The organism is Acidianus brierleyi, assembly GCF_003201835.2.
GTDB lineage: Archaea > Thermoproteota > Thermoprotei_A > Sulfolobales > Sulfolobaceae > Aramenus > Aramenus brierleyi.
Genome location: NZ_CP029289.2, coordinates 1,754,508 through 1,777,348, shown reverse-complemented (window position 1 = coordinate 1,777,348; position 22,841 = coordinate 1,754,508). Strand labels below are relative to the sequence as shown.

The 22,841-nt window shown below is 30.9% G+C and carries 22 protein-coding genes; 19 read left to right on the top strand and 3 right to left on the bottom strand.

Going from position 1 to position 22,841, the window contains the following annotated elements:
• Positions 1 to 12 precede the first annotated feature (12 nt).
• From DFR85_RS25610 to DFR85_RS25595, 4 genes are read left to right on the top strand one after another with little or no spacing between them, the layout of a single operon-like run.
• Complete coding sequence (locus tag DFR85_RS25610; protein ID WP_110270723.1) at positions 13 to 303, top strand: hypothetical protein; 291 nt, start codon at positions 13 to 15, stop codon at positions 301 to 303.
• Positions 294 to 1,919: a helicase C-terminal domain-containing protein gene (locus DFR85_RS25605; RefSeq protein WP_110270722.1), complete on the top strand. Its 1,626-nt coding sequence runs from the start codon at positions 294 to 296 to the stop codon at positions 1,917 to 1,919. The genes DFR85_RS25610 and DFR85_RS25605 overlap by 10 nt, the downstream gene beginning before the upstream one ends.
• A 31-nt stretch (positions 1,920 to 1,950) precedes the next feature.
• Complete coding sequence (locus DFR85_RS25600; RefSeq protein WP_168367170.1) at positions 1,951 to 2,733, top strand: thioredoxin family protein; 783 nt, start codon at positions 1,951 to 1,953, stop codon at positions 2,731 to 2,733.
• 35 nt (positions 2,734 to 2,768) lie between these two features.
• A complete protein-coding gene (locus DFR85_RS25595) occupies positions 2,769 to 2,987 on the top strand; it encodes a sulfurtransferase TusA family protein (RefSeq protein ID WP_110270720.1) in 219 nt (72 codons plus the stop codon).
• Here DFR85_RS25595 and DFR85_RS25590 read toward each other — a convergent pair.
• Positions 2,979 to 4,823 carry a hypothetical protein gene (locus DFR85_RS25590; RefSeq protein ID WP_168367169.1) on the bottom strand — a complete coding sequence of 615 codons (1,845 nt, stop codon included), beginning with the start codon at positions 4,821 to 4,823 and terminating at the stop codon, positions 2,979 to 2,981. The genes DFR85_RS25595 and DFR85_RS25590 overlap by 9 nt on opposite strands.
• A 207-nt stretch (positions 4,824 to 5,030) precedes the next feature.
• Between DFR85_RS25590 and DFR85_RS25585 the strand changes: the two genes are divergently transcribed.
• The 3 genes from DFR85_RS25585 to DFR85_RS25575 are packed head-to-tail and all read left to right on the top strand — an operon-like array spanning position 5,031 to position 7,446.
• A complete protein-coding gene (locus DFR85_RS25585) occupies positions 5,031 to 5,666 on the top strand; it encodes a superoxide dismutase (RefSeq protein ID WP_168367168.1) in 636 nt (211 codons plus the stop codon).
• A 29-nt stretch (positions 5,667 to 5,695) separates the two neighbouring features.
• On the top strand, positions 5,696 to 6,772 hold the full coding sequence (locus DFR85_RS25580; RefSeq protein ID WP_110270715.1) for a nucleotidyltransferase family protein: 1,077 nt from the start codon (positions 5,696 to 5,698) through the stop codon (positions 6,770 to 6,772).
• On the top strand, positions 6,769 to 7,446 hold the full coding sequence (locus tag DFR85_RS25575; RefSeq protein ID WP_110270714.1) for a Rossmann-like domain-containing protein: 678 nt from the start codon (positions 6,769 to 6,771) through the stop codon (positions 7,444 to 7,446). The genes DFR85_RS25580 and DFR85_RS25575 overlap by 4 nt, the downstream gene beginning before the upstream one ends.
• Here DFR85_RS25575 and DFR85_RS25570 read toward each other — a convergent pair.
• Positions 7,433 to 8,584 (bottom strand): hypothetical protein, encoded by a 1,152-nt coding sequence (locus DFR85_RS25570; RefSeq protein WP_168367167.1) that lies wholly within the window; start codon positions 8,582 to 8,584, stop codon positions 7,433 to 7,435. The two genes, DFR85_RS25575 and DFR85_RS25570, sit on opposite strands and share 14 nt — an antisense overlap.
• A gap of 44 nt (positions 8,585 to 8,628) precedes the next feature.
• Here DFR85_RS25570 and DFR85_RS25565 point away from each other — a divergent pair, with 44 nt between their 5' ends.
• The 12 genes from DFR85_RS25565 (at position 8,629) to DFR85_RS25510 (ending at position 20,152) form a co-directional block, all read left to right on the top strand.
• Positions 8,629 to 8,964 (top strand): DUF2175 domain-containing protein, encoded by a 336-nt coding sequence (locus DFR85_RS25565; protein WP_110270712.1) that lies wholly within the window; start codon positions 8,629 to 8,631, stop codon positions 8,962 to 8,964.
• A 100-nt stretch (positions 8,965 to 9,064) separates the two neighbouring features.
• Positions 9,065 to 9,826 (top strand): FAD-dependent thymidylate synthase, encoded by a 762-nt coding sequence (gene thyX / locus DFR85_RS25560; RefSeq protein ID WP_110270711.1) that lies wholly within the window; start codon positions 9,065 to 9,067, stop codon positions 9,824 to 9,826.
• Between the two features lie 98 nt (positions 9,827 to 9,924).
• A complete protein-coding gene (locus DFR85_RS25555) occupies positions 9,925 to 10,314 on the top strand; it encodes an NADH dehydrogenase subunit 3 (RefSeq protein WP_110270710.1) in 390 nt (129 codons plus the stop codon).
• 2 nt (positions 10,315 to 10,316) lie between these two features.
• Positions 10,317 to 10,802, top strand: a complete 486-nt coding sequence (locus DFR85_RS25550) for an NADH-quinone oxidoreductase subunit C (protein WP_110270709.1) — start codon at positions 10,317 to 10,319, stop codon at positions 10,800 to 10,802.
• Between the two features lie 22 nt (positions 10,803 to 10,824).
• Positions 10,825 to 12,003, top strand: a complete 1,179-nt coding sequence (locus DFR85_RS25545; RefSeq protein ID WP_110271859.1) for an NADH-quinone oxidoreductase subunit D — start codon at positions 10,825 to 10,827, stop codon at positions 12,001 to 12,003.
• Positions 12,003 to 13,061, top strand: coding sequence for an NADH-quinone oxidoreductase subunit NuoH (gene nuoH, locus DFR85_RS25540; protein WP_110270708.1), 1,059 nt, complete (start codon positions 12,003 to 12,005; stop codon positions 13,059 to 13,061). Before DFR85_RS25545 ends, nuoH begins: the two co-directional genes overlap by 1 nt.
• Positions 13,049 to 13,549, top strand: coding sequence for an NADH-quinone oxidoreductase subunit NuoI (gene nuoI, locus DFR85_RS25535; RefSeq protein ID WP_168367166.1), 501 nt, complete (start codon positions 13,049 to 13,051; stop codon positions 13,547 to 13,549). Before nuoH ends, nuoI begins: the two co-directional genes overlap by 13 nt.
• Positions 13,533 to 14,030 carry an NADH-quinone oxidoreductase subunit J gene (locus DFR85_RS25530; protein ID WP_110270707.1) on the top strand — a complete coding sequence of 166 codons (498 nt, stop codon included), beginning with the start codon at positions 13,533 to 13,535 and terminating at the stop codon, positions 14,028 to 14,030. Before nuoI ends, DFR85_RS25530 begins: the two co-directional genes overlap by 17 nt.
• A 2-nt stretch (positions 14,031 to 14,032) precedes the next feature.
• Positions 14,033 to 14,317 (top strand): NADH-quinone oxidoreductase subunit NuoK, encoded by a 285-nt coding sequence (locus DFR85_RS25525; protein ID WP_110270706.1) that lies wholly within the window; start codon positions 14,033 to 14,035, stop codon positions 14,315 to 14,317.
• A 1-nt stretch (position 14,318) separates the two neighbouring features.
• Positions 14,319 to 17,738 (top strand): proton-conducting transporter transmembrane domain-containing protein, encoded by a 3,420-nt coding sequence (locus DFR85_RS25520; RefSeq protein WP_110270705.1) that lies wholly within the window; start codon positions 14,319 to 14,321, stop codon positions 17,736 to 17,738.
• Positions 17,739 to 19,127: an NADH-quinone oxidoreductase subunit NuoN gene (gene nuoN, locus DFR85_RS25515; RefSeq protein ID WP_168367165.1), complete on the top strand. Its 1,389-nt coding sequence runs from the start codon at positions 17,739 to 17,741 to the stop codon at positions 19,125 to 19,127.
• Entirely contained in the window at positions 19,124 to 20,152 is a 1,029-nt protein-coding gene (locus DFR85_RS25510) for an inositol-3-phosphate synthase (RefSeq protein WP_110270704.1), read from the top strand. The genes nuoN and DFR85_RS25510 overlap by 4 nt, the downstream gene beginning before the upstream one ends.
• Positions 20,153 to 20,263: 111 nt before the next feature.
• On the opposite strand, the gene DFR85_RS25505 is transcribed toward DFR85_RS25510, so the two are convergent.
• Positions 20,264 to 22,567, bottom strand: a complete 2,304-nt coding sequence (locus tag DFR85_RS25505; RefSeq protein WP_110270703.1) for a hypothetical protein — start codon at positions 22,565 to 22,567, stop codon at positions 20,264 to 20,266.
• Positions 22,568 to 22,841: the final 274 nt, after the last annotated feature.

Below are 22,841 nucleotides of genomic sequence, written 5' to 3'. Positions count from 1 at the left end.
GTGTAATGTAAAATGTCTAATGTTAGAGAACTTATGAGGTCAAAAGTTGATTATAGAATAGTAGAGATATCTGATAGCTCTCCAAGTACAGAAATAAAAGCAACTATAGTTCTTGACGTTCCTCCTTCAGAAGATATAATTAACGACGTATCACAGTTAGTTAAGGTCGAAAAAGTCTATAATTTTATGCAGACTATAAAAGTTAAAGGTAAAGCTAAGGATGTTACTAAGCTCTCAGAAAAATCGTTCGTAAAATATATTATGTTAGACGAAATTGTTGTAAAGACAGAAGAGTGGATTTAAGATACTGGCAGTCCTTTCTTAAGGATAAAGTAACAGAATACTTAAAAAATGGATTTTTAGTATCTTTACAAGCTCCTACAGGGAGTGGAAAAACACTATTTTCTATTTTAGTTTCTTTTCAAGTTAAACCTAAGGTTCTTTATGTTGTTAGGACACATAATGAATTTTATCCAGTGTATAGAGAAATAAGAAAGCTTAATAAAACATATTCTTTTATCATAGGGAAAAGTTCAGCATGCCCTTTTGTTTCTGGTGATGTGGATCCAGAAGATATAAAGTGCTCGTCATGTGAGATATATAACTCTGCTAAAATTACTGTAGATGAGTCACCCTTTGCTTTTATTAAAAAAATCAAGAAAGACGGAGTGGAAAAAGGGTATTGCCCATATTATTCTTTACTAGGAAGTATAGAAGATTCAGATCTAGTACTTATAACTTATCCCTACCTTTTTCTTCCTTATTTAAGAGAGTCTTTAGATATAAACATTGAAGATTTTGCAGTAATTATTGATGAAGCGCATAATTTAGATTATTTAAACGATCTACAGGAGAGGAAATTAAATCAAAACATAATACAATTAGCTAAGAATAAAGTAAAAAATTCCGAAGTAATAAAGATATTGGATAAATTAGAAGTGGAGATAAGGAAATCTGTTTTTTCAGATGACAAATATATACTAATGGATAATTATCCGAAGCTTACTGAAGATGAATTAGATATATTAAAAGATGAATATGAATTAGAGAGAGAAGAAGCAGTAAAGCAAAAGAAGATTTCAAGAATATATCTTGGTAATATATTAAAATTTTATACTTCATTATCTGAGGCAAAAGTTTTCTCATATAAGGGTAGTTTAGTTTCAAAACCTTTAACGTCTAGAGATATGCTGTCAATTCTTAATGCAAATACAAGTTTTATTCTAATGTCTGGAACTTTACCACCAATAGAATATATGAAGAAAATTATGGGGATAGAAAGAAGAATGATATATATTGATGTAGAAAAGGAAGTAAAGAGCAAGATAACTGGAAATTATACTTGCATGATAGCTACTGATGTTACTTCCTCTTATTCTCTAAGAACAACAGAAATGTGGAAGAAATATGCTAGTTACATACTAAAAATTTATCACTTAGCTGAGAAGCACATTCTTGCAGTTTTTCCTAGTTATATGATTATGGAAAAAATCATGAATTTAATCGAAGTAAGAAAATTTGTCGAAAAAGATAAAACAAATATTGAGGAAATAATGGAAAAAACTAAACAAGGCAAAACTATAATTGCAGGAGTAGCAAGAGGAAAATTGACAGAAGGTGTAGAGCTTACTATGGAAGGAAAAAGTCTTATAAGTGATGTTATATTGGCTGGCATACCTTATCCTTCAGTAGATGATTTCCTGAAATTAAAGGCAGAGCAAATTAGAAAAATTACCGGAGAAAATCTAATTGATCTTTTGATTTCAGTACCTGCATACATTTCAGTTAAACAAGCTATAGGTAGAGCTATAAGAAGTCCGGAAGATAAAGCGAATGTATGGCTACTTGATAAAAGATTTGATAATATAATGTGGAAAACAAAACTTAGATGCTATAATCCTAGGAAAGTAAAGCTATAATTTAAAATATACTTAATAAGATTTCATTACTGTGAAAGTCGAAATATTTACTCATAAAAATTGTACTGAATGCAATTTATTATTAGAATACCTAGATCAAAAGAGTCTCTTAGGAAGAGTTCAAGTTATAGATACTGAACTTTATCCTTTCCTAGCTATAGAAAGGGGAGTTATCTCTACACCGTCCATTTTTATAGATGGCAAATTAATATATGCAGGGACAGTAGACTTTGAAGAATTTACTAAAATACTTAATGGAGAAAAAGTAAGTAGAAAGATAGATAAAGCAGAACTAATAAATAAATTAATGTACGGTATAGTAGATTCTTTTGCAGCTACTGCATGGATATATGTTAATAGAGACTTTGATTCATTTATGGCACAGAAAGATTTTATTATTGCAGTTACTGGTTTGGCCTTAAGCGATAACGCTGAAGAGAAATATACCTATCTTAGGAATATAATGATAAAAGAAGGAGAAAGATATCTTCAACAATGGGAAGACAAAATGATCCGAAATATATCATCTAATTTTATAAGAGAGATCTATTGGTTATATAGAACAAAAATTAGTATAGAGAACATTAAATCAAAATATCCGCTCGAAGTTTTCGCACATTGGTTAATGATTAGAGGTGCTAGTGTAGGAAGAGTAGGTGTTAAAATATATCCGCTAAGCGATTTAACAATAATGCAAAGAATTATGAAAGTTTACAAATATATGCTAGATAACTATGACAATTTATGGGATAAAATAGAAAAAGAACAGAAAAAATTGGAAGATAATAATATTGAAAGAAAATTGATTCTCTAGATAAATTTAAATCTAAATAATAAAAACTAATTTTTATGACAACTCTAGATTTGAGAGGTAAAGAATGTGAAGAGTTTATAGTAGAACTTTCTAAATATCTTGTTGCTTTAAAACCAGGAGATAGCATACAGGTTATTGCTGACCCTGATAGGATAATGTGCACTCATCAACTTTTGAGAAATGCGCCAAGATATTTATTTAAAGGAGATGTAGTTGGAGATCATGCAGAAATAGTTATAAGAAGATTAAGATAGGCATATTTTATCTTTTATATATGTAGCTTTTACACCTTTTTTATTTAGCCAATAAGAAACATATTTTGAGAATTTTTGATCAATACCTAAATCTGAGATACTTATACATTTATTTTCATATATGGAACTTAATATTTCCTTAGAATTATCATTTAATAATTGATATAAAGATTCTATCTCACCTTTATTTTCACTAATTTCAATACAATCATTTATAAGGTTTATAGACGTCAGAAAGTTACTAAACTTATCGTATAACGTTTTTTGATTTGTCAACTTCATGTATATGAGTTTCTGTTGTTGTTCTAAATCTTTACCAATTTCTAGGTTTAAATTATATAAATTCCTATTTATGTTAGACATTTCAGAATTTACTATACTATCTAATTCTTTCGATACTTGTACTATTTCTTTTACTTCATAAAATGTTATGTTAGTCAAGTTTATTAAATTTAGTTTTTTAGATATATCTAATTTAGCTTCAGCAATCTTAGGATCGTTTAAATTTGCTATAATTTCCTTCTCTATGTCTACTAGTTTTTGTAATTTCGTAATTAAATTCTTATCTTGTATGAACAATATTAAATCTGGTAATTTTCTATAATCTGTTATAAATATTTTATTTAGATTAATTCCTACCAATTTTTGTAGATCGTCTATACTCTCGTTTAAATCATTAAGTATTATATTTACATTTTTATTGATACTAAAAAATATTTTCGATATATAATCTATACCATTTTCATCTAATGAAAATTTAGCATTGCTTACTTGTATCTCCTCGCCATTAATTCCATATCTCTTAAGTTTTCCTATAACTTCGTTGTATGAAACTATATTATTAAAAACTATCTCATTTATACTATTTTCCATTTCTTTCTTATTTTCACTATATTTTTTTTCTAATTCATTTAAGCACTGTATATTTTGGCACTTGTCAATATAACCGTCAATATCAGCTAGAGTGTTTTTTGATTGCGAAAGTATTGAATTTAGCTCATCAAAACTTAAATTATTCTCTATAAGTCTCTGTAGAATTAGTACAGTATTTTCTATTTCTTTTCTAAGATTTTCTTTTGTTGAATAGAATTTTTCTTTTGTTGAATTTTTCTTACTATATTCCATATCTATAGTAGGTATCAAATTTATTAGAGTACCTATAATACCCATTGAGGCTATATATATTGTTGATAAATTATCAAAATATAGATAAAATGCTAAAATGGGAAGAATTACTCCTATAGGACTTAAAAATTTCTTTAATCCTAAGATTATTGCTCCACTAATTATTAATACCGATTCTAATATCATCATTTTTAAATCGAAATCTAATAAATTTGAATAAATTATCATACTTAGTAAGGGCAATGAGGATAAAGCATTTGTTAAACTACTTTTCTTTTCGGATATTCCAGAAATTAGAAAAATGGAAAATAAGGGTAATATAGAATAGGACAGTAAACTATTTATTGAAATAAATCCTTGGATAGATTTATACTTTAGTTCTATAAGAAGTGGAACTATTATTGCTAAGATTATTTCTATTAATATATATATACTAAAATCAAAATTAATGGATTTTGTATCTATATCTATAATTTTATCATAAATGAGATTAACAATATATAATACTGTAATTACTGGAGAGGCAATAAATGGGATTACTATAGACGTTAGTGCTACTATTGGTATAATTAAGTATAAATATTGAGAGTTTAGTCCCAAAAATATTGATAATCCATACGCTAAAACTGAATTTAGAATGCTAAGTAAGGTTCTCTCTATATAATCAGAATATTTATCTAGAACAATACTGCGAAAGTTTCTATTTGACATTGAATATAATTCTTCTTTAGAAATATATAAATTTAAAATAGATAGTTGTTATGCTATATACTTAGACTTTAGCTATTTTAATATGAATTTTGAATATTTGGATTTTTTGAGAATAACTAATTTAATGGTATTATTTTGACTTAGGTGAAATTCGTAATGGAAATTCCTAGCGAAAGAGATAAAAGTGACTATTAATTAGTTGTTAGTATGAGTTCTTCGATATCTTTCAAAAAATACGAGCTACCACCACTACCTTATAAATTAGATGCATTAGAACCATACATAAGTAAAGATATAATAGATTTGCACTACAATGGGCATCATAAAGGGTATGTAAACGGAGCAAACTCATTTTTGGATAGAATGCAAAAAGTAACTAAAGGAGAGTTATTATCTGGTCAATATGACATACAAGGTCTTTTAAGAGGGCTCGTATTTAACATAAATGGACACAAACTTCATTCCCTATATTGGGAAAACATGGCTCCAAATGGAAAAGGTGGTGGAAAGCCTGGCGGATCATTAGCTGATCTTATTGAAAAACAATATGGAAGCTTCGACAAATTCAAGGCTTTATTTACAGAAGCAGCAAACTCTTTACCAGGAACAGGATGGACAGTATTATACTATGAAACGGAAAATGGCAATTTACAAATTATGACGTTTGAAAATCATTTCCAGAACCACATAGCTGAATTACCAATAGTTCTTATATTAGACGAGTTCGAACATGCATATTATTTGCAGTATAAGAATAAGAGAGCAGACTATGTTAATGCGTGGTGGAATCTAGTAAACTGGGACTACGCTAACAAGAAACTTGAAAAATATCTGAATAAATAATTTTTTTTCCTACTATACCTTTTAACCTTATGGTATCTGCTATAGTACTAGCAGGAGGATATGCTACAAGATTAAGACCTTTAAGCTTAACTAAACCAAAAGCTCTTTTTCCTGTATTAGATAAACCTATGATAGATTATATTCTAGATTTGTTAGAAGATGCAGGTGTAGACGATATATACGTATCATTAAGAGTTATGGGAGATAAAATAATTGACTATTTAGAGGGAGAAGGTAGAAAAATTAAGTTTGTAGTAGAAAAAGATCCGTTAGGCGATGCAGGACCTCTTAAATATATTGTTAATCAATACAAATTAGACGACACAGTAATAGTGATATATGGAGATATATATACTGAATTGAACATAAAGGATCTTCTTTCATTTCATGATAAGAGAGATTGTCCAGCAACCATGGTTGGTAAAGAGGTTGAAGATCCTAGGAGATATGGAGTATTAGTTACAGAAGGTGATACATTAATAGAAATAATAGAGAAGCCTAGAAATCCTATTTCTAAATTGATAAATGCTGGAGTGTATGTATTTAATAAGAAATTATTTGATTTAATAAGTGGTAATTCCATAAGTAAGAACTTTTTGCCAGTGATTTTGCAAAATAACTGTATATCAGTATACAGATATAATGGAATATGGGCAGATATAGGAGTTCCTAAAGATTATCTAAAATTAAACTTTTCTTTATTAGCAGAGAAATATCCAAAAGGCTATATAGCCTCTGATGCAAAAGTATGCTCTGGCGTGACTCTAATTCCTCCGTATTTTATATCAAGCGGTGCTAAAATTTCTGATAGTTCGATAGTCGACTCAAATACTATTTTAGGAAAAAATGTAAGTATAGGCGAAGGAGTTTTTGTTTCGGAATCGCTTATAATGGATAATGTGAAAATAGCTGACCATTCGTATATTTCAGGATCTATAATAGCTGATAAGTCAAATATAGGGAAATGGAATCACATAAGAGAAGGGACTATAATAGGAGAGGAAGTTCTAACAAAAGACGGAGTGCTACTTAATCAGAATACTATAATATTACCTAATAAAGAAGTTAGTGAACCTATATTTAAGAGGGGTAAGATAATCTTATGATTTTAGATGAGATAATAGAAGAACTTTCGTATGAATTAAAACAAAGGAAAATAATTAATCTTTGTGTTGGAATAGCCTATACTTCGGTTATATTAGATAATCAGACTATAGGTATTTCCCATACTATACCTGACGGCGAAGTTGAGAATGCAGGAGAAATAATAGGTAAAAATGCTTACGAGATAGCTAAGGATATAGATAATCCAATAAAAAGGAGTATTTCTCTTGCAATATTGAATTCTATTGGAAGTAAGAACTTAGAACAAGGAGACCCTATAACATTATTTTCTGGAAACAAACTTTGTATTTTTGGATATCAACCTTATATAAATTCGTCTAATTTTAAGCAAACAATAGCTTATGATTTTTCTCAAGACACTGAGTTAACACCATTTTCTGAATACAATGGAGAAATATGTGATACTGCAGTAATATTTGGGTCCGCATTAGTCTTAGGCGTTACCGAGAAAATTCTGAAAAACTTAAAAGCGGAACACATAATTTTGTCAGGCGTCTCTTCTGTAGAAGCTCCGGCAACCCTAAAGAAATACGGATTTGAGATTGTAGGAAAAGTATTGCCTGTAGACAATTACAGGGTTTTTAGAACAATTTGTGAAGGAGGAGGAGCTAGACAACTAAATAAATATATTATAAAAGGATTTAGAAGAATTTAGGTTTTATTTCTTCTAAGGAATTATAACATTTTCCATCATACTCGTATTTGCAAGATATATTTTGTAAAGACAGTCTAACATCATCATAACTTATCTTTTCAGACGTCTTTATTCTTTCGTTCAAAACTATTAATGATAAAGCTATCCTTGAGAGTACTCTGATGTCTTTTGATCCTCCATATGCAGATTTCATTGCCAATTCTGAAAGTTTTCTAGCTTCCTCATTTTGTGTAATAGCCCAAAGCCTAGCTAAAAATAAAGCTGTCTCAGAATTAGCTAATGGTTCTAGAAAGACTACTGATGTTATAGCGTCATTAGGAGGGCAATCTTTAAATCCTTTTTCATGACTAAGATTTTCTTTAATGTAATTGAAAATTGTCGATGCTAGTTCTAAAAACCTATTATCCCCTGTTCTATTATATAGAGAAATTAGAGTATTTCCTACATTAGCCTCGTCTATCAACATACCTTTAGTTTCTTTTTTTATACTTCTAAATACTCCACCGTCTTTATCTATAAAGTCTAATAGTTTTGTTTTATCTTCTTTATCAAAATTAACTAGGAATGAGATATTAAATACATAATTTTGTTGTAAATCAATTTTAGAATTATTAATTAAATATTTTGCCATATCGTTAGCTGGATTCAATTCGTTAATTATTTTCTCATATTCCTTATGTACGGTAGAAAATATTTTTATAAATTCTACACTTCGGTAATCTACTGGTTCATTTTCAAGAGCTCTATTGATAATTTCATAAAAAATCTCTTGAGATGGTTCATCCAATTCAGGGATAAAACTAGGAATATCGTTTCCTTTAAAATCTCTCAAATAAGACTCAAAAATTTTCCTTAATGAATCTTCAATAAATTTTATGTCGGTTGATTCAATAATACCTAGAATTTTTAGATCTGGGGAAAGTATTGTTATAGTAGGAATTATTCCTCTAGTTAATCTTATAAAATAATTGCTTTTTTCTATCGAATCAATATTAAAAATGTAGTATCTATTAGAGATTTTTAATTCTTTTATTTTATTAAATAACTCATCACATATATTACAGTCTTCGGAACTGAAAAATGTTAATATTAATTTATTGTAAAATTTTGCGTCAGAAATAACTTTCTCTGTTAGCATAATTACCGTAATATTTATTTAGTATATAATTCCTACTCTTTTCAATGAGCCGTGCACAAACTAAATGGAATTGCGATATATGTAAAAATCCAATATATTGGGACGAACTTTTTACCTTTACATCAAAAAAAGCAGTAGTTCATTATACTTGCTTTAGAGATAAAGCTCTTAAAACTTCGAAAATAGATGAAAACCAACTAAAAAGCATATTAGATTCTCTAGAAGATGAATTAAAGATGATAACAGTATATAAGCAGAGAATTTCTGGTTTATCTAATGAAGAGGCGAAGAAATATATGGAACAAGCAGAAAAAGATGCAGAAAAAAACGCTTCTTTACTAACTAGATTAGCAGAAAAACTAAGTAATGTTCTTGAATAAATTTTTATATACTTCTATGTTAAACACAGTTTTTATTTTATAATTATCAATACTATTAAGACATCACTTTTTTAAGATTTATTTCTGAAGAGTTATAAAAATGAATGTTTCTCTAGTTTCATATACTAAAGATGGAGAAAAAGTAGTTGCTATTGCTTCTAAGATGAGCAGATCAAGGAAGGGATGGAAACATCATGAGGAAACCATGACCGAGGACGAAATAGAAACGTGGATAAGAGACGCAGTAATTCACGGGTATTGGTCACCTCTTGAGCATAGTGTCTACACATTCTCAATTGAGGGAATAAGTAGGGTAGCCTCTCATCAATTAGTAAGACATAGGATAGCCTCATATACTCAAATGAGTCACCGTTTTGCCAAACCAGTAGACGAATATTACCAACCTGTTGTACCACCCTCTGCAGAAAAAAGAAATGAGGAAGTCATAAAGAAGGCATATAAGGACGCTTACGATCTATATTATGACCTCCTACAGAACGGTGTCCCTGAGGAAGATGCTAGGTATGTTTTACCTAACGGTGTAAATACTAACATCGTAGTGACAATGAATGCTAGGGAGTTGTATAATTTCTTCGGGCTTAGGTTATGTTCTAGAGCACAATGGGAAATTAGAGCAGTTGCATGGAAAATGTTAGAAGAAGTAAAGAAAGTTCATCCACGTCTCTTTAGGTATGCTGGACCTAACTGTATAATCCATGAGAACTTTATCAGACAAGAACCAATAACTTTAGATAATCTGAGTGTGGAATTCTTATCTCAACGTTGTATTGAGGGAGTCCCAAGAGAAGGTATAATAAAATGTATTTTGAATTCAAAGTCTATTCTCGAAAAGTTAAAATAAACATATTTTTCTTTCGATTTAAAAGTTTAAATTATATAAGTAGGTTCATATTCTGTTAAGAAAAATATTTTAAGCACTTTACCACGTTAATTAGATTGATGTCATTCACACAAGCTATAGTTGCTTTTGGTCTTCCTTCAATATTAGTTTTAATAGCAGGATATGGTGGATACAAGTTACTTTCACTTATTGTTCCTAATGAGCCGTCTCCTGTAAAAACTAGCAGATTTGAGGCTGGTAATATACCTACTGGAGAAGGAAGACTTTGGTTTCCATTACAATATTATGGATATCTTTTAATATATACATCATTGGAACCAATTTTGGTTTTACTTTTTACTGTGGCTTCTGTGCCATTTTATCTATCCTCATTATTATTTAGAAATATTCTGATAATTATATCGTCTTTTATAGCAATTTTATATCCAATATTAGTTTATTCTGTAAATCAAATAAATATGATACTAAATTGGGAGTTGAGGAGATAAAAATGCAGCGCCAAATTGATAATATATTAACAACTATCAAATCTAAATTTAATGTTAATGTAAAAGCTGAGAGTGATAATAGAGGATATATTGAAGTCGATAAAAACAAGTTATTTGATGTAGCCAATTTCCTTAAAGAGCAAGGATTTGATCATGTTAAGTCTGTAACTGGAATAGACTATCCAGATCAAGAGAAAATACAAATAGTGTATCATATATCTTCATATTCTAATGAGGAGCTGGCGAAAATCATTTTAGCTCTAAAAAGTTTTGTAACATATAAAGATCCTCATATTACGAGTTTATATCCAATATGGAATAGCGTATGGACTGGAGAAAGAGAAACATTTGAAATGCTAGGTGTATATTTTGATGGGCATCCAGATTTAAGAAGACTGTTTTTACCTGAGGATTTTGAAGATGTATATCCATTAAGAAAGAACTATAAAATAAAATTGGAGGGGTTGTTTGTTGATAAATCAAGCTAATGAAGTATTAGCAAGTTCAGGGATGGAAGTTGAAATTGTGCCTGTTCAAGGAGAATTAAACGTAGGTCCTCAACACCCAGGCTCAGGCCACATGCGCCTTTTGGTTAAATTAAACGGTGACATAATAGAGGATGTAGATTTAGATGTAGGTTATGTTCATAGAGCAGTCGAAAAACTTAGCGAAAATAGAAACTATATACATTTGATTCCTTTAGTTGAACGCCCTGCTATCTTGGATTCAATACATATGAATCTAGGATATATAATGGCAGTAGAGAAAATACTAAATGTAGACGTTCCCGAAAGAGCGCTTTATTTACGAAGTTTCTCTGCAGAAATAAATAGAATAGCAAGCCATTTGTATGGTTTAGGCATACTAGGGATATTTTTAGGTCATTCTACTGCATTCATGTGGGGATTTGGTGATAGAGAAGTTTGGGTTCATATTCTTGAGTCACTTACTGGGGCAAGAGTTACTAATTCTTATATAATACCTGGAGGAGTAAGGAGAGATCTAACGCCAGAAATAGCTGAAATGACAAAAAAAGCTATAGTTTATATGAGAAAGAAATTAATTGATTGGAAAAGAATATTTTTGAATAATCCAACAATTAGAGCCAGATTAGAGAATGTAGGTGTAATGTCAAAAGAAAACGCTATAAAATGGGGAGCTGTAGGTCCTAATTTAAGAGCTTCAGGAGTATATTACGATGTAAGAAAAATAGAACCATATGCAGCATATTCTAAATTGGATTTTGATATTCCAGTATATAAAGAAGGAGACGGATATGCTAGAACTATGGTAAGATTTGACGAAGTAGAACAGAGTCTTAGAATACTTGAACAGATAATAAAGGAAATACCACAAGGAAATATTTTAAGTGATAGATTTCTTAAACAAATTCCACCTACAAGGCTAAAGAAATGGTGGGAAGGTCAACATAGAATAGTTATGCCAGGTTATTATGCTTCATTTAGGCCTCCCAAAGGGGAAGCAATATCTAGAGTAGAAGCTGGAAGAGGGGAATTAGTATACTATGTAGTGAGTGATGGATCAGCAAAGCCTTATAGGTTAAGAATGATTACGCCATCTTATAGATTAATAAATGTATTGAAAAATTTATCTATAGGAAGCAGATTTGCAGACTTAGTCTCTATATATGGAAGTTTAGATTATTTTCCACCAGAGGCTGATAGATAATGGACGCGCTAGGTATTTTAAGATTCTATATTCTCTATCCTTCATTTTTTGTTACAATAATTTTCCCTGGATTAATATTTGCTTCAATTTTATTGCTAACTACAATTTGGTTTGAAAGAAAATCTGCAGCCAGACTTCAAATGAGAATTGGCCCATATTATGCTTCGAAGAGAATAGGCGGTTTTCTGCAATTAGTAGCAGATGCTATTAAATTTGTTTTTTCTGAGATGATAATACCATCAGAAGTTAATCAGACTCTCTATACTTTGGCTCCTGTTTTAATGTTAGCCGTTTCCTTTATTCCTATAGCAGTTATCCCTATATCTAGTATTCCAGCATCAGGTTCTGTATTTTCCATATATTTCAAAGATTTTTATGATCCCAATATCTCACAAGGTGTTTTAACTGGAATTTTTGTTAATTATAATATTTTGCTGATTTTAGCTCTCGAGTCCATTTACCCTATTTTCATAATATTTCTTGCATGGGTTACTAATAATAGGTTTGCATTAGTAGGGGCAGTTAGAGAAACTTATCTTTCAGTAAGTTATGATGTAATATTGTTAATGTCTACATTAGCTATGGCTATAGAATTTCATACGCTTGATATTGCAAAGATAGTTTCTTACGGTATTCCGGGATTTGTAGTTAATCCAATAGCAGGTTTTCTATTTTTTGTCGCAATGCTTTTAGGTACCTCTAGATTTCCTTTTGATATAACTGAGGCAGATACTGAGTTAGTTATTGGTCCTTATACAGAATATAGTGGATTTTTATTTGTCCTTACAATGGCAGGCTCTTATTTAGGTAATTTTGTTTACGCACTAGTTTTCTCGGACGTCTTCTTATCTGGTTGGTATCCTTTATCCGGATTTCCAGGTGCAGTTCTAACAGTGTTCAAAGCAGTTATAGTACTATTTTTCTCAGTATTTTTAAGGGGAGTATATGGTAGGTATAGAATAGATCAAGCTTTAAGAGGTAGCTGGAAATATTTATTTCCGCTAGCTCTAGTTTCTATATTTTTAGGAATGGTGGTGGGTTACTTATGGATAAAGTAAAAGAATATAAAAAATCGAATCCATTTAGATTATTTGCAGAACACTTAGAAGCAGTAGGTACGGGTATAAAATATTTTGTAGAGCCTCAAAGAGTTACATTAAAGTATCCTGAAGAAGCTTTGTCGTTGCCAGTAGGATATAGGGGAATGATAAGACTCTATAAGGATGTATGTATAGGATGTACTTTATGTGCAATGGTATGTCCTGCAGATGCTATGAAGATGGTAACTCAGGAAGGTAAGAAATTGCCTACTATAAATTATGGAAGATGTGTTTTCTGTGCTTTTTGTGTAGATATATGCCCAGTTGATGCATTGAAGGAAACCAGTGTTCATGATGCTGCGTTCACTAATAGAAGAGATTTAGTATTCATGCCAGATAAATTCAATAAAGATTTTGATGAAGCTCCTCCAGTAGGGAAGGTAGTAAGGAAAGTAAAGGCTGTAATAGACGAAAATAGAGGGATTAAATATGTCTCTGACAGCTGACTTTCAGATTGGAATTTTTATATTCTTCTCAATAATTACTATTGCTTTTTCCATTTTTATCGTAAAATCTAAGAATGTATTCTATTCTGCAATATCTTTGGCATTTTTAGGAATAAGTATTGCTGTACTTATAGCCGATATTTCGCCAGTAGCTTACTCCTTGTATTCTGCTTTTCATTTATTGTTATATGTGGGAGCTACAGTAGTTTTTATGTCAATCTCCTTAGTTATGTTTAGAGGCATAGGCGTAAAGGAGATAAAAATATCATGGGCTCCAGTTATCGCTATGTTAGTGTCTGTAGTAATTTTTTCAGTTGTGCTTATTTCAATTAATAATATTCCATCTAAACTTCCTTCTCCAATAAATTTAGAGCAACTTGGACTAGATATTCTGCAAAAGTACTGGTTCCCAGCAGTAATCCTTATTATAGGGCTTTTAACAACCATGATAGAGGCAATTTCTCTAGCTAGGAGGGATTAGATATGTTGGTATCATATCTTGGCATAACTCTATCAATAATTCTTGTAGGGATTGGCATATATGGACTAACTAATAGTAAAAATATAATAAGAATTCTATTATCATCTGAAATTATACTCAACGCGTCCATATTGTTTGTTTTCGCGGTATCTAGTATAATGGGTAGAACATATCTACCAATAATATTTTCCATTTTCGCCATAGGTATGGCGTTAACTGAAGTAATAGTAGCGTTTGCTGCAATAATATTGTATTTTAGGCAGAAGGGATCTTTGGAGGTGGAATGAAATGATAACATATATAGTATTTATTGTATCGTTTGTCTTAGCTTCATTAGTTTTTTTAACAAAGAGAAAAACCTTAGCATCTATAATTTCATTTATATCAATAGGTTTAAATTCCTATTTTATAGCAAAAATAGGACTTTTCGATAATTTCTATGTTAGCAATTCTATCGGATATTTTGGATTTACTGTTAATGACCTTAATTTAGCATTTATCTTTACTATATTAGCCGTATCATTATCTTCGCTAGTATATTCTTTACATTATATGAAAGATAGATTTGAAGAAGTAGGAGAAAATTGGGGACTATACTTTGGGTTATTTTCTTTATTTGCAATATCTATGCTATATGTTGTAATATCAGTAAACTTATTGGAATTATACATATTTCTCGAAATAGCTTTGATTACATCATTTTTACTTATAATGCTATATGGATATGGAGACAGAAGAAGAATAAGTTTATTATACTTTATTTGGACTCATATAGGCACTATAATATTATTATCATCTATAATAATAATTGGGATAAGTACAGGATCAATGGATATATATAGCTCTTACGGTGTTTTTGCTAATTATTCTACTGTTAGTTATGCAATTCTTGTATTCTTCCTAGCAATTATAGGTATGATGGTCAAAAGCGCGCAAGCCGGATTCAATATATGGTTACCATATGCTCATGGTGAAGCTCCTACTCCAATATCTGTATTATTAAGCCCAAATATGGTTGGTTTAGGGGTTTTTGTTATAATTCTATATTATTATCTCTTTCCTTCATTTAGCTATTTAGCCGTTATTTTCATAGGATGGTCTTTAATTACAATGATATATGGAGGAATAAACGCAATAGCTCAAAAGGATTTTAAGAGGTTTCTAGCATATTCTAGCGTTTCGCAAATGGGTTACATGTTATTAGGGGCTTCAATTGCCTATCTTTTAGGATTAGGTTCTTCCGTATACGAATTACCATTAGGTATGATAGCATCAATTTTAGTTTATGTATCTCATGGATTTGGAAAAGCTATACTGTTTATGAGTGCAGGTGCTTCTATAACAGAATTTAAAGAGAGGAATATTTACAATTTAGGCGGAATCTATTTATCCTCTCCTTTGCATTCTACATTAGCTTTTTTTGGAATTTTGAATATATTAGGATTGCCACCATCTATAGGGTTAATAAGTGAAGCTCTGTTGTTATTTTCTGCTGGGCAGTTAGTAAACTATTTAGGAGCATATTGGATAATAATTGCGCTTGCTATATTTTTGGGTATAGGCATATCTTCTGGATATGTAACTTATCTTTATAAGAAAGTATTCGCTGGAACCTCTACTAGACAGTCAATAGATAGAATATTAGAATATAGTATTCCGATGGGAGTACTAGCAGGTATTAGCATAATATTATTTTTTGTTCCACAATACTTTGTAAGTGCTTTAAATAATTTCATCCCTCAAATTTCTGGAAATGATTATAGTATTTTCCTTATAGTCATATTTCCTATCCTAGGCTCATTATTGGCAATAATACTTCCCAAATCATTAAATCAAAATATTAGAGGCTCTATTGTAGTATCGACTATAGCTCTTTCCATGATATTATCAGTTTTTAATTTAATTAATGCATTATCTTTAAATAAAATATTTTATGAGCCAGTTTTGCATTATCAGTTATTTGGATATTTTCAGTTTAGTTCTTCTTTATTACAAGCTATATTAGCGATTTTCGTTTCAACTCTTTCTTTCTTTATCGCATTATATAGTATAGGATATATGAAGGAAGATAATGTGCTAAGAAGATACTGGGGATTTTTTGGATTTTTCGTTACTTCCATGCTAGCCGTAGTTCTTTCAGATAATATTATTTTATTTATGGCAGGTTGGGAAGGTACTAGTTTAGCATCTTATGGTTTAATAGGATATTGGTTAGACGACAATGAAAGGAATGTTGTAGGAGATTTCAAAAGGTATGTAATGGGATTACAATTTCTAAGTAGGCCGACAACAAGCGGAATACGAGCTATGATATTCACTAGAATAGGAGATGTAGGTCTATTTTTAGGCTTAGGTTACTTGCTGTATATAACTTCTTATTCTACATATAGAGCAAATACCATAATCTATAATAATGGTATATTCTCATATTTACATCTCATTTCAACAGTACCTTTGGCTTTAATACTACTTATTTTCTTGTACTTAGGAGGATTATCCAAAAGTGCACAATTTCCATTTACTCAGTGGTTAGTTACTGCAATGACTGGGCCTACTCCAGTTAGTGCACTAATACATGCAGCTACCATGGTTAATCTTGGAGCAATGTTTACTTTTCTAACTTATCCATTTTTGGTAACAGCTTCAAATCCAACTATAGTTGAATTCCTATCTATAATTACTGGTATCTCCCTATTCACTGCCATATATACTAGCCTTAATGCACTTGTATCGAATGAGCAAAAAGTAATTTTAGCAAATTCTACTGCAGATCAGATTTCATTGATGATATTTGCATCGTCTTTAGGTGCCTTACTCTCCATAGTATACAAAAATCCGTTATTCCTGTATGCAGGAATAGGCATAGGAATAATTCAGATGATAGCACATGGCTTATATAAGGCATCATTATTTATGAATGCAGGAGCGGTCATTCATGCCATAAATTCAAGATATATTGGAGAATTTCCTAATTTGTATAAGAATTTAAAGACAGTATTTTATCTTCAATTAATAGCAGCTTTGAATTTAGCTAATATACCACCATTAATAGGATTCTGGGCACATTCCTTTATTTCGAGTTTAACAGGAGGATATTTATCTTATATTTATATCATATTGGAATTTATAGGTTCTATCTATATAATTAGATATGTTTCAAAAACTTTCTTGTGGGGTAAGGGAGAGAAAGAAGTCGAACATCATAAAGACTCTAGTTTATTAATTTCACCATTTATCTTAGTTCTAGCTACTATAATATTAGGAATCTTAATACCTAATATTACTACATTCTTCTCAAATTATATACTAGTTCCTAGAAACGAATTTTATTTTAATGCTATAGACTTTGTAGCATCTCTTGTTGGTGTATTTATTGCATTCACATTATATACTTCGAACCTAGATTTTTACAAATATAGTATGTTAAGGCCATTTATAGACTTCTTATATTACGGCTGGTACATATATCCTTTATTAGATAAATTAGGATTATATTCTTTCAAGTTTTATAACGAAATTTTCGAAAAAGTAGAGACACGCATTATTGATACGACATTAAATGTAAGAATACCTCAAGGCGTATTAAAATACGGTTCTTTATTATTTTTAAGGATACAAAATGGTGTATTAAGAAGTTATATTGGTTATTATATTGGTGGAATAATCCTATTTTTAATTATAGTACTAATAATATTTGGGGTGATTTAGATGTATATAGATTATATACCTATAGTTTTAATATCTGTATTATTACTTTTTTCTTCAATAAGTGTACTTTTTATAGATAAAGGAGAAAAGAAAGGATATTCTACAGGATATTTCTTGACATTATCCTCATTTATAGTAGTTTTAATTGTATTGCTTTATTTTCTGACTATTGGTCCAGATAATTACTACATTTTCTCGTATTCGCTGTACATAAGTAATATAGGTTATCTATTATCTATTGTAGCCGTGTTAGGAGGACTTGTAGCGTTACTAGGTGCTAAAGATCATATGGAAATATGGAGAACAAGATCTTCAATGTTATCCTTAATGATGTTGACTATGTTAGGAATTATCTATATGGCATTCTCTAATAATATAATTGTAATTCTAACGGGTTGGGGAATATCATCTGCTGCTTCTTATGCTATAACAATGCTTAGAAAAGATTTTGGTTCAGTTATTTCAGGTATGAAATATTTAGTTATGGGATTAATCTCATCTTCTTTCATGATATTTGGATTTGCATTATATGCATTAGGAATAGGTACACTATATTTTTCATTTCAAAATATACAATATCCCGATCTATTTACATTAGGTATTGTATTTGTTTCAGTAGCTTTTCTTTTCAAGATAGGAGCTTTTCCATTCCAAGGATGGTTACCAGACGTTTATATCGATGCAGACAGAATATCCGTATCTTTTGTTTCAAGCGTAGGGAAAATGGTAGGCATAGTTCCATTGCTAAAGATATTGATATCTGGAGATCCAACGGGTGTAGAGGAAATATCTGTCTTAGCTATTTTTGCTACTATTTCAATATTAAGTATGACTATAGGAAATATAGTGGCATTCTCCAGGAAAGACATTACTTCTATTTTCTCGTTCAGTAGTATAGCACAAATGGGATTTGTACTCATAGGATTTACTACTATATTTTTAAGTCAAACTATAGCGGAGGCTGGGATAATAATACAGATGATGGCATATGTAATAGCACAAGCAGGACTTTTTAACTTTGCTAACCATGTCGAGAAAGTTTCTGGTACAACTGATATTAGAGGATTAAGGGGTTTAGCATCCTCCGATAGGGGTTTGGCCGTAGCATCTACTATACTTTTATTAAGTTTACTGGGTATACCCCCTATCTTAGGATTTTGGGGTAAGTTGTTCTTATTTGAATCTGCATTCTATATACCATGGCTTATAGTTATAGGTGTGATAAATAGCGCAATATCTGCGGGGTATTATGTTCCCTTAATACGAGAAATGTACAGAGAAGGTAATTTCACATATGTAAGAAGTGACGAAAGAGACAGTGTTATATTTGCGTCAGCTATAAGTATAGCAGTGGGTTTAATAGCCCCATTATTGTTGGTGGTCATATGATAAGAGTAGCCTTAGTTGGAGTAGGTAACGTAGCTTCTGCATTAGTCCAATCATTAGAAGAGGTAAAACATGGTAAAGAAATACCTGGAATTTTAGATCTACCTTTTTCTCCACAAGATATAGAAATATCTGCAGCGTTTGATATAGATAGGAGAAAAGTAGGCAAAACTTTATCTGAGGCAATATTTGCAAAACCTAACGTAGTTCCACAATATACTAAGGTTTTTAATGATGTTACTGTTTTAAGAGGACCTACATTAGATGGAAATAAAGGCAGCCTATCTAACATAATAGAAGAATCTGAGGAACTTCCAGTAGACGTTTCTTCTATTCTTAGAGAAGAAAGAATAGATGTGGTCGTTAATCTTCTTCCTACTGGAGTTAATGAAGCTACACTATTCTACGCAAAATCGTCTTTAGAGTCTTCTACAGCTTTTATTAACGCTTCACCGACAGAAGTAGTTAGACAATTAGGTAAAGACTTTGAAAGTAAAAAAGTTCCTTTATTTGGAGATGATTTAATAAGTCAAATAGGAGGAACAATATTCCATACTGGAATTATTGAATTTTTAAAAAATAGAGGAGTGAAAATAAATAGGTCTTATCAAATAGACATAGCAGGAAATACAGAGACTTTAATAACTCTAGAAGATTGGAGAAAAGACCTTAAAAAAGATATTAAGTCCTCATACATATCCTCAAAAACTAACGGTGCCCAGGTCGTAGCAGGGACTTCTGATTATGTAGAATTTTTGGGGGATAGAAGAGTTAGTTACATGGTCATTGAAGGAGAATATGCATTAGGCGAGACTATTAGAGTAGATATTTCTCTAAAGACTCATGATGCACCAAACGCGGTTCAGCCGCTCATAGACTTAATAAGATTAGCTAAACTAACTAGAAATAAAGGAATTGGAGGTCCTATACAGTCAATATGTGGATATTATTTTAAGAACTCATATAAATACGGTAGTATAGAAGAAGTTAAAAAGGATCTTACAGATTTTATAAGAAAACTTTTTTAATTAAATTGAAATGATGACTGAACCCCGGACTGAGCTGTGATGCTTTCCGTGTGAGAACTGAAAGGAAATTATTTTAAATAAAAAAGAGAGATAAAAAAATAAATTGTATTTTTATGCCCAATAGGCTGAAGAAGTTGTTGAAGTAGTTGACGTAGTAGAAGTAGTTGATGTTGTGATCTCAGGCAATGTTATTATCCATGGTACTGGTTTAATAAATGTTAGATTTACTAATATTCCGTTGCCTATTATAATGGGGTCTCTAAAGATATATCCTTTAGAGTTCCATGTCCACATTTCGGCATTATGGCTTGGTGTAGTTATAACTGTAATGAATGGTTGAGTTGCAGTATAACTAAATGTTACGTTTCCATTTATAGCATATGCAAAAGCTATGAAAGGTTCTTGATTATCACCAGGGCTTGGTAAGTTACTTGTAGCATAATATACTATTGAGAAGTTATATTCAGTAAGATTTGCTGTTGGAGTCTTTATTATTGTTCCTGGTTTGATTACTACTAAAGTATTTCCTGCAGTTACTACTCCTCCCTGTGTTGCGTTTATTTCATAGGAATATGCGTTTATTGGAGTTAATCCGTATGCTTGAGATACAGAAACATTTACTGGCATTGGTGGAGTCTTTATAGGTGTCTGTGATGCCTCGAATATCCATAATACTGGCTTAAAGAACTGAATATTTACTAATACATTATCTCCATATATCCAGTTGTCTGCAAACTTATAGCTTCCACCTATGTATGCAGTACCATTGAATGTTCCGCCAAACCATGTCCAGCTTGTCCAGGTATCTGAGCCATATACTATAGTTATTGCAGGAGAAGCTAGTTTAGAAGGAGTCACTAAAGAATATTGTGGGGATATGTGTCCATTTATTGCAAATGCGAACGCATATGTAGGTGTCAAATTGAAGAAATCTAACGCAGGTGGATATACTGCTTGTAGACTAAATATTATCAATGAGAAATTGTATTCAGATAGCATAGTCCCGTTAGGCAATGCGGCATAAGTTCCTGGCTGAATTATAGTTATAATGTTACCTGCTTGTAGTATAGCTCCTTGGGTTGCATTAACTAGAGTAGTATCTTCTTTAATTACCTTAAATATTGGTTGATTAAGATTATAATATATTGTATCTTGGGATATTGGGATATTCATAACGTTCCATGTTTCGTTAGTTATTTGCCATGATGCTGTAGTTGAATTATATTGTAAATATGCTATAAGATCTACATGAATGTCATATATTCCTGGAAAACCTGGTTCTCCTTGATTCACAAAACCTATGAATGGTGTTACATTTGCAACTACTACTGCACTAGTCCCAGTTGGCGATAACGTTACATTTACTGATGGAGGTATGGCTGTCCCATTTGGTAATAAATTCTGAGCGTACTCTGCTGCGAATATAAAGTAGCTATCCCAGTTACTAAAGAATCCTTCAATATTTGATATACCAGTATATGTTCCATTCTTTAGACCAGGAGGTAAAGTTCCTTGTATCTTTAATTCAGCATTAGGACTAAAGTACATAGCTATTGTAGACGGAGCAAATTCAGCTCCAAGTCCATTTACTTCTGATAGAACTTCATCAGTAACTTGATTAGCTTGCATTAAATGCTGAGATGGATATCCTGCTATTACTTCTGATGGGGCTACTTCATTTCCTGTCCAATTCATACTAGTTATTTCTGGCTTTCCACTTATTATTTGAATATATAGAGATATTGATGCGTTAAATACTTGAAGATAGACTGGATCATTTGTAGGTGCTACAAAATATTGTGCTACAGCTGTTATTTCATATGTAGTATTATTTATCATAGTTATTGTAGGTAAGGCTGTAGTGTAGAAGTATACAGTTTCATAATTACTGAAGAAATTAGATAGCCACGTTGAGTTAAATGATTGAAGATTGTAAGTTCCTGAAAATGGTACACCTGTAATCGTCGCAGTAAAGTTAGAGGCTAGGAAAGGTAAAACATCAGACGGAGATTCTATAGCTATTCCATCCCAGAACTCAAATGCAGTATCTAACGCTGCGCCTTGAAGATATTCTTGAGATACTTTTTCTGAGATTAATTTAGAGTAGTTAGCTTCAAGTTGCTTGTACATCTCTTGAAGCATAGTGTAGTTATGTTCAAGAGCTGCATACATACTTTTCAAGCTTGTATAGTTAGACATTATTCTTAGGTATTGGGTATAGTTATCTTTTGCTAGTGTTTTATAATAAGTAGCATTAGCCTGAGCAGCCGAAAGACTAGAACTTAATGATGTATATGAGCTCTGTAGACTAGCATATTTTGAAGAAACAGAAGAATATTCATAAAAACCTATTGATGCAGCTATTAACAATATTATAATAACTACTGCGAAACCTATAATTTTTGTATCTGCCATTTTTTCTCAAGTTTGTAAGGGATGAAGTATTTATAAGCATTTACCCAAATTTAGTTTCAAATATTTTTAATAGGAAAATATATAATATAAAAATATTAACTATGAAATGAAAATTCGATACTATATTGCTAATACGTTCCAATAGGGTTCATTTAGTATCTATATAATATCGAAAAATGGATTCTAGGTCTATATCGAAACTAAAAATTACCATATAATTCTATTGCTTTTATTAGTATTATAAGATTTATTGTTAATTCTACTTTCATAGTCA

What these genes read in the sequence shown, in the direction of transcription:
- DFR85_RS25590 (WP_168367169.1), bottom strand. Translation starts at nt 4,823, where the DNA reads ATGTCAAATAGAAACTTTCGCAGTATTGTTCTAGATAAATATTCTGAT.
- nuoH (WP_110270708.1), top strand. Translation starts at nt 12,003, where the DNA reads ATGGACGCGCTAGGTATTTTAAGATTCTATATTCTCTATCCTTCATTT.
- DFR85_RS25555 (WP_110270710.1), top strand. Translation starts at nt 9,925, where the DNA reads ATGTCATTCACACAAGCTATAGTTGCTTTTGGTCTTCCTTCAATATTA.
- DFR85_RS25510 (WP_110270704.1), top strand. Translation starts at nt 19,124, where the DNA reads ATGATAAGAGTAGCCTTAGTTGGAGTAGGTAACGTAGCTTCTGCATTA.
- DFR85_RS25550 (WP_110270709.1), top strand. Translation starts at nt 10,317, where the DNA reads ATGCAGCGCCAAATTGATAATATATTAACAACTATCAAATCTAAATTT.
- DFR85_RS25595 (WP_110270720.1), top strand. Translation starts at nt 2,769, where the DNA reads ATGACAACTCTAGATTTGAGAGGTAAAGAATGTGAAGAGTTTATAGTA.
- DFR85_RS25565 (WP_110270712.1), top strand. Translation starts at nt 8,629, where the DNA reads ATGAGCCGTGCACAAACTAAATGGAATTGCGATATATGTAAAAATCCA.
- DFR85_RS25505 (WP_110270703.1), bottom strand. Translation starts at nt 22,567, where the DNA reads ATGGCAGATACAAAAATTATAGGTTTCGCAGTAGTTATTATAATATTG.
- DFR85_RS25580 (WP_110270715.1), top strand. Translation starts at nt 5,696, where the DNA reads ATGGTATCTGCTATAGTACTAGCAGGAGGATATGCTACAAGATTAAGA.
- nuoI (WP_168367166.1), top strand. Translation starts at nt 13,049, where the DNA reads ATGGATAAAGTAAAAGAATATAAAAAATCGAATCCATTTAGATTATTT.
- DFR85_RS25525 (WP_110270706.1), top strand. Translation starts at nt 14,033, where the DNA reads ATGTTGGTATCATATCTTGGCATAACTCTATCAATAATTCTTGTAGGG.
- thyX (WP_110270711.1), top strand. Translation starts at nt 9,065, where the DNA reads ATGAATGTTTCTCTAGTTTCATATACTAAAGATGGAGAAAAAGTAGTT.
- nuoN (WP_168367165.1), top strand. Translation starts at nt 17,739, where the DNA reads ATGTATATAGATTATATACCTATAGTTTTAATATCTGTATTATTACTT.
- DFR85_RS25610 (WP_110270723.1), top strand. Translation starts at nt 13, where the DNA reads ATGTCTAATGTTAGAGAACTTATGAGGTCAAAAGTTGATTATAGAATA.
- DFR85_RS25570 (WP_168367167.1), bottom strand. Translation starts at nt 8,584, where the DNA reads ATGCTAACAGAGAAAGTTATTTCTGACGCAAAATTTTACAATAAATTA.
- DFR85_RS25520 (WP_110270705.1), top strand. Translation starts at nt 14,319, where the DNA reads ATGATAACATATATAGTATTTATTGTATCGTTTGTCTTAGCTTCATTA.
- DFR85_RS25575 (WP_110270714.1), top strand. Translation starts at nt 6,769, where the DNA reads ATGATTTTAGATGAGATAATAGAAGAACTTTCGTATGAATTAAAACAA.
- DFR85_RS25585 (WP_168367168.1), top strand. Translation starts at nt 5,031, where the DNA reads ATGAGTTCTTCGATATCTTTCAAAAAATACGAGCTACCACCACTACCT.
- DFR85_RS25545 (WP_110271859.1), top strand. Translation starts at nt 10,825, where the DNA reads ATGGAAGTTGAAATTGTGCCTGTTCAAGGAGAATTAAACGTAGGTCCT.
- DFR85_RS25530 (WP_110270707.1), top strand. Translation starts at nt 13,533, where the DNA reads ATGTCTCTGACAGCTGACTTTCAGATTGGAATTTTTATATTCTTCTCA.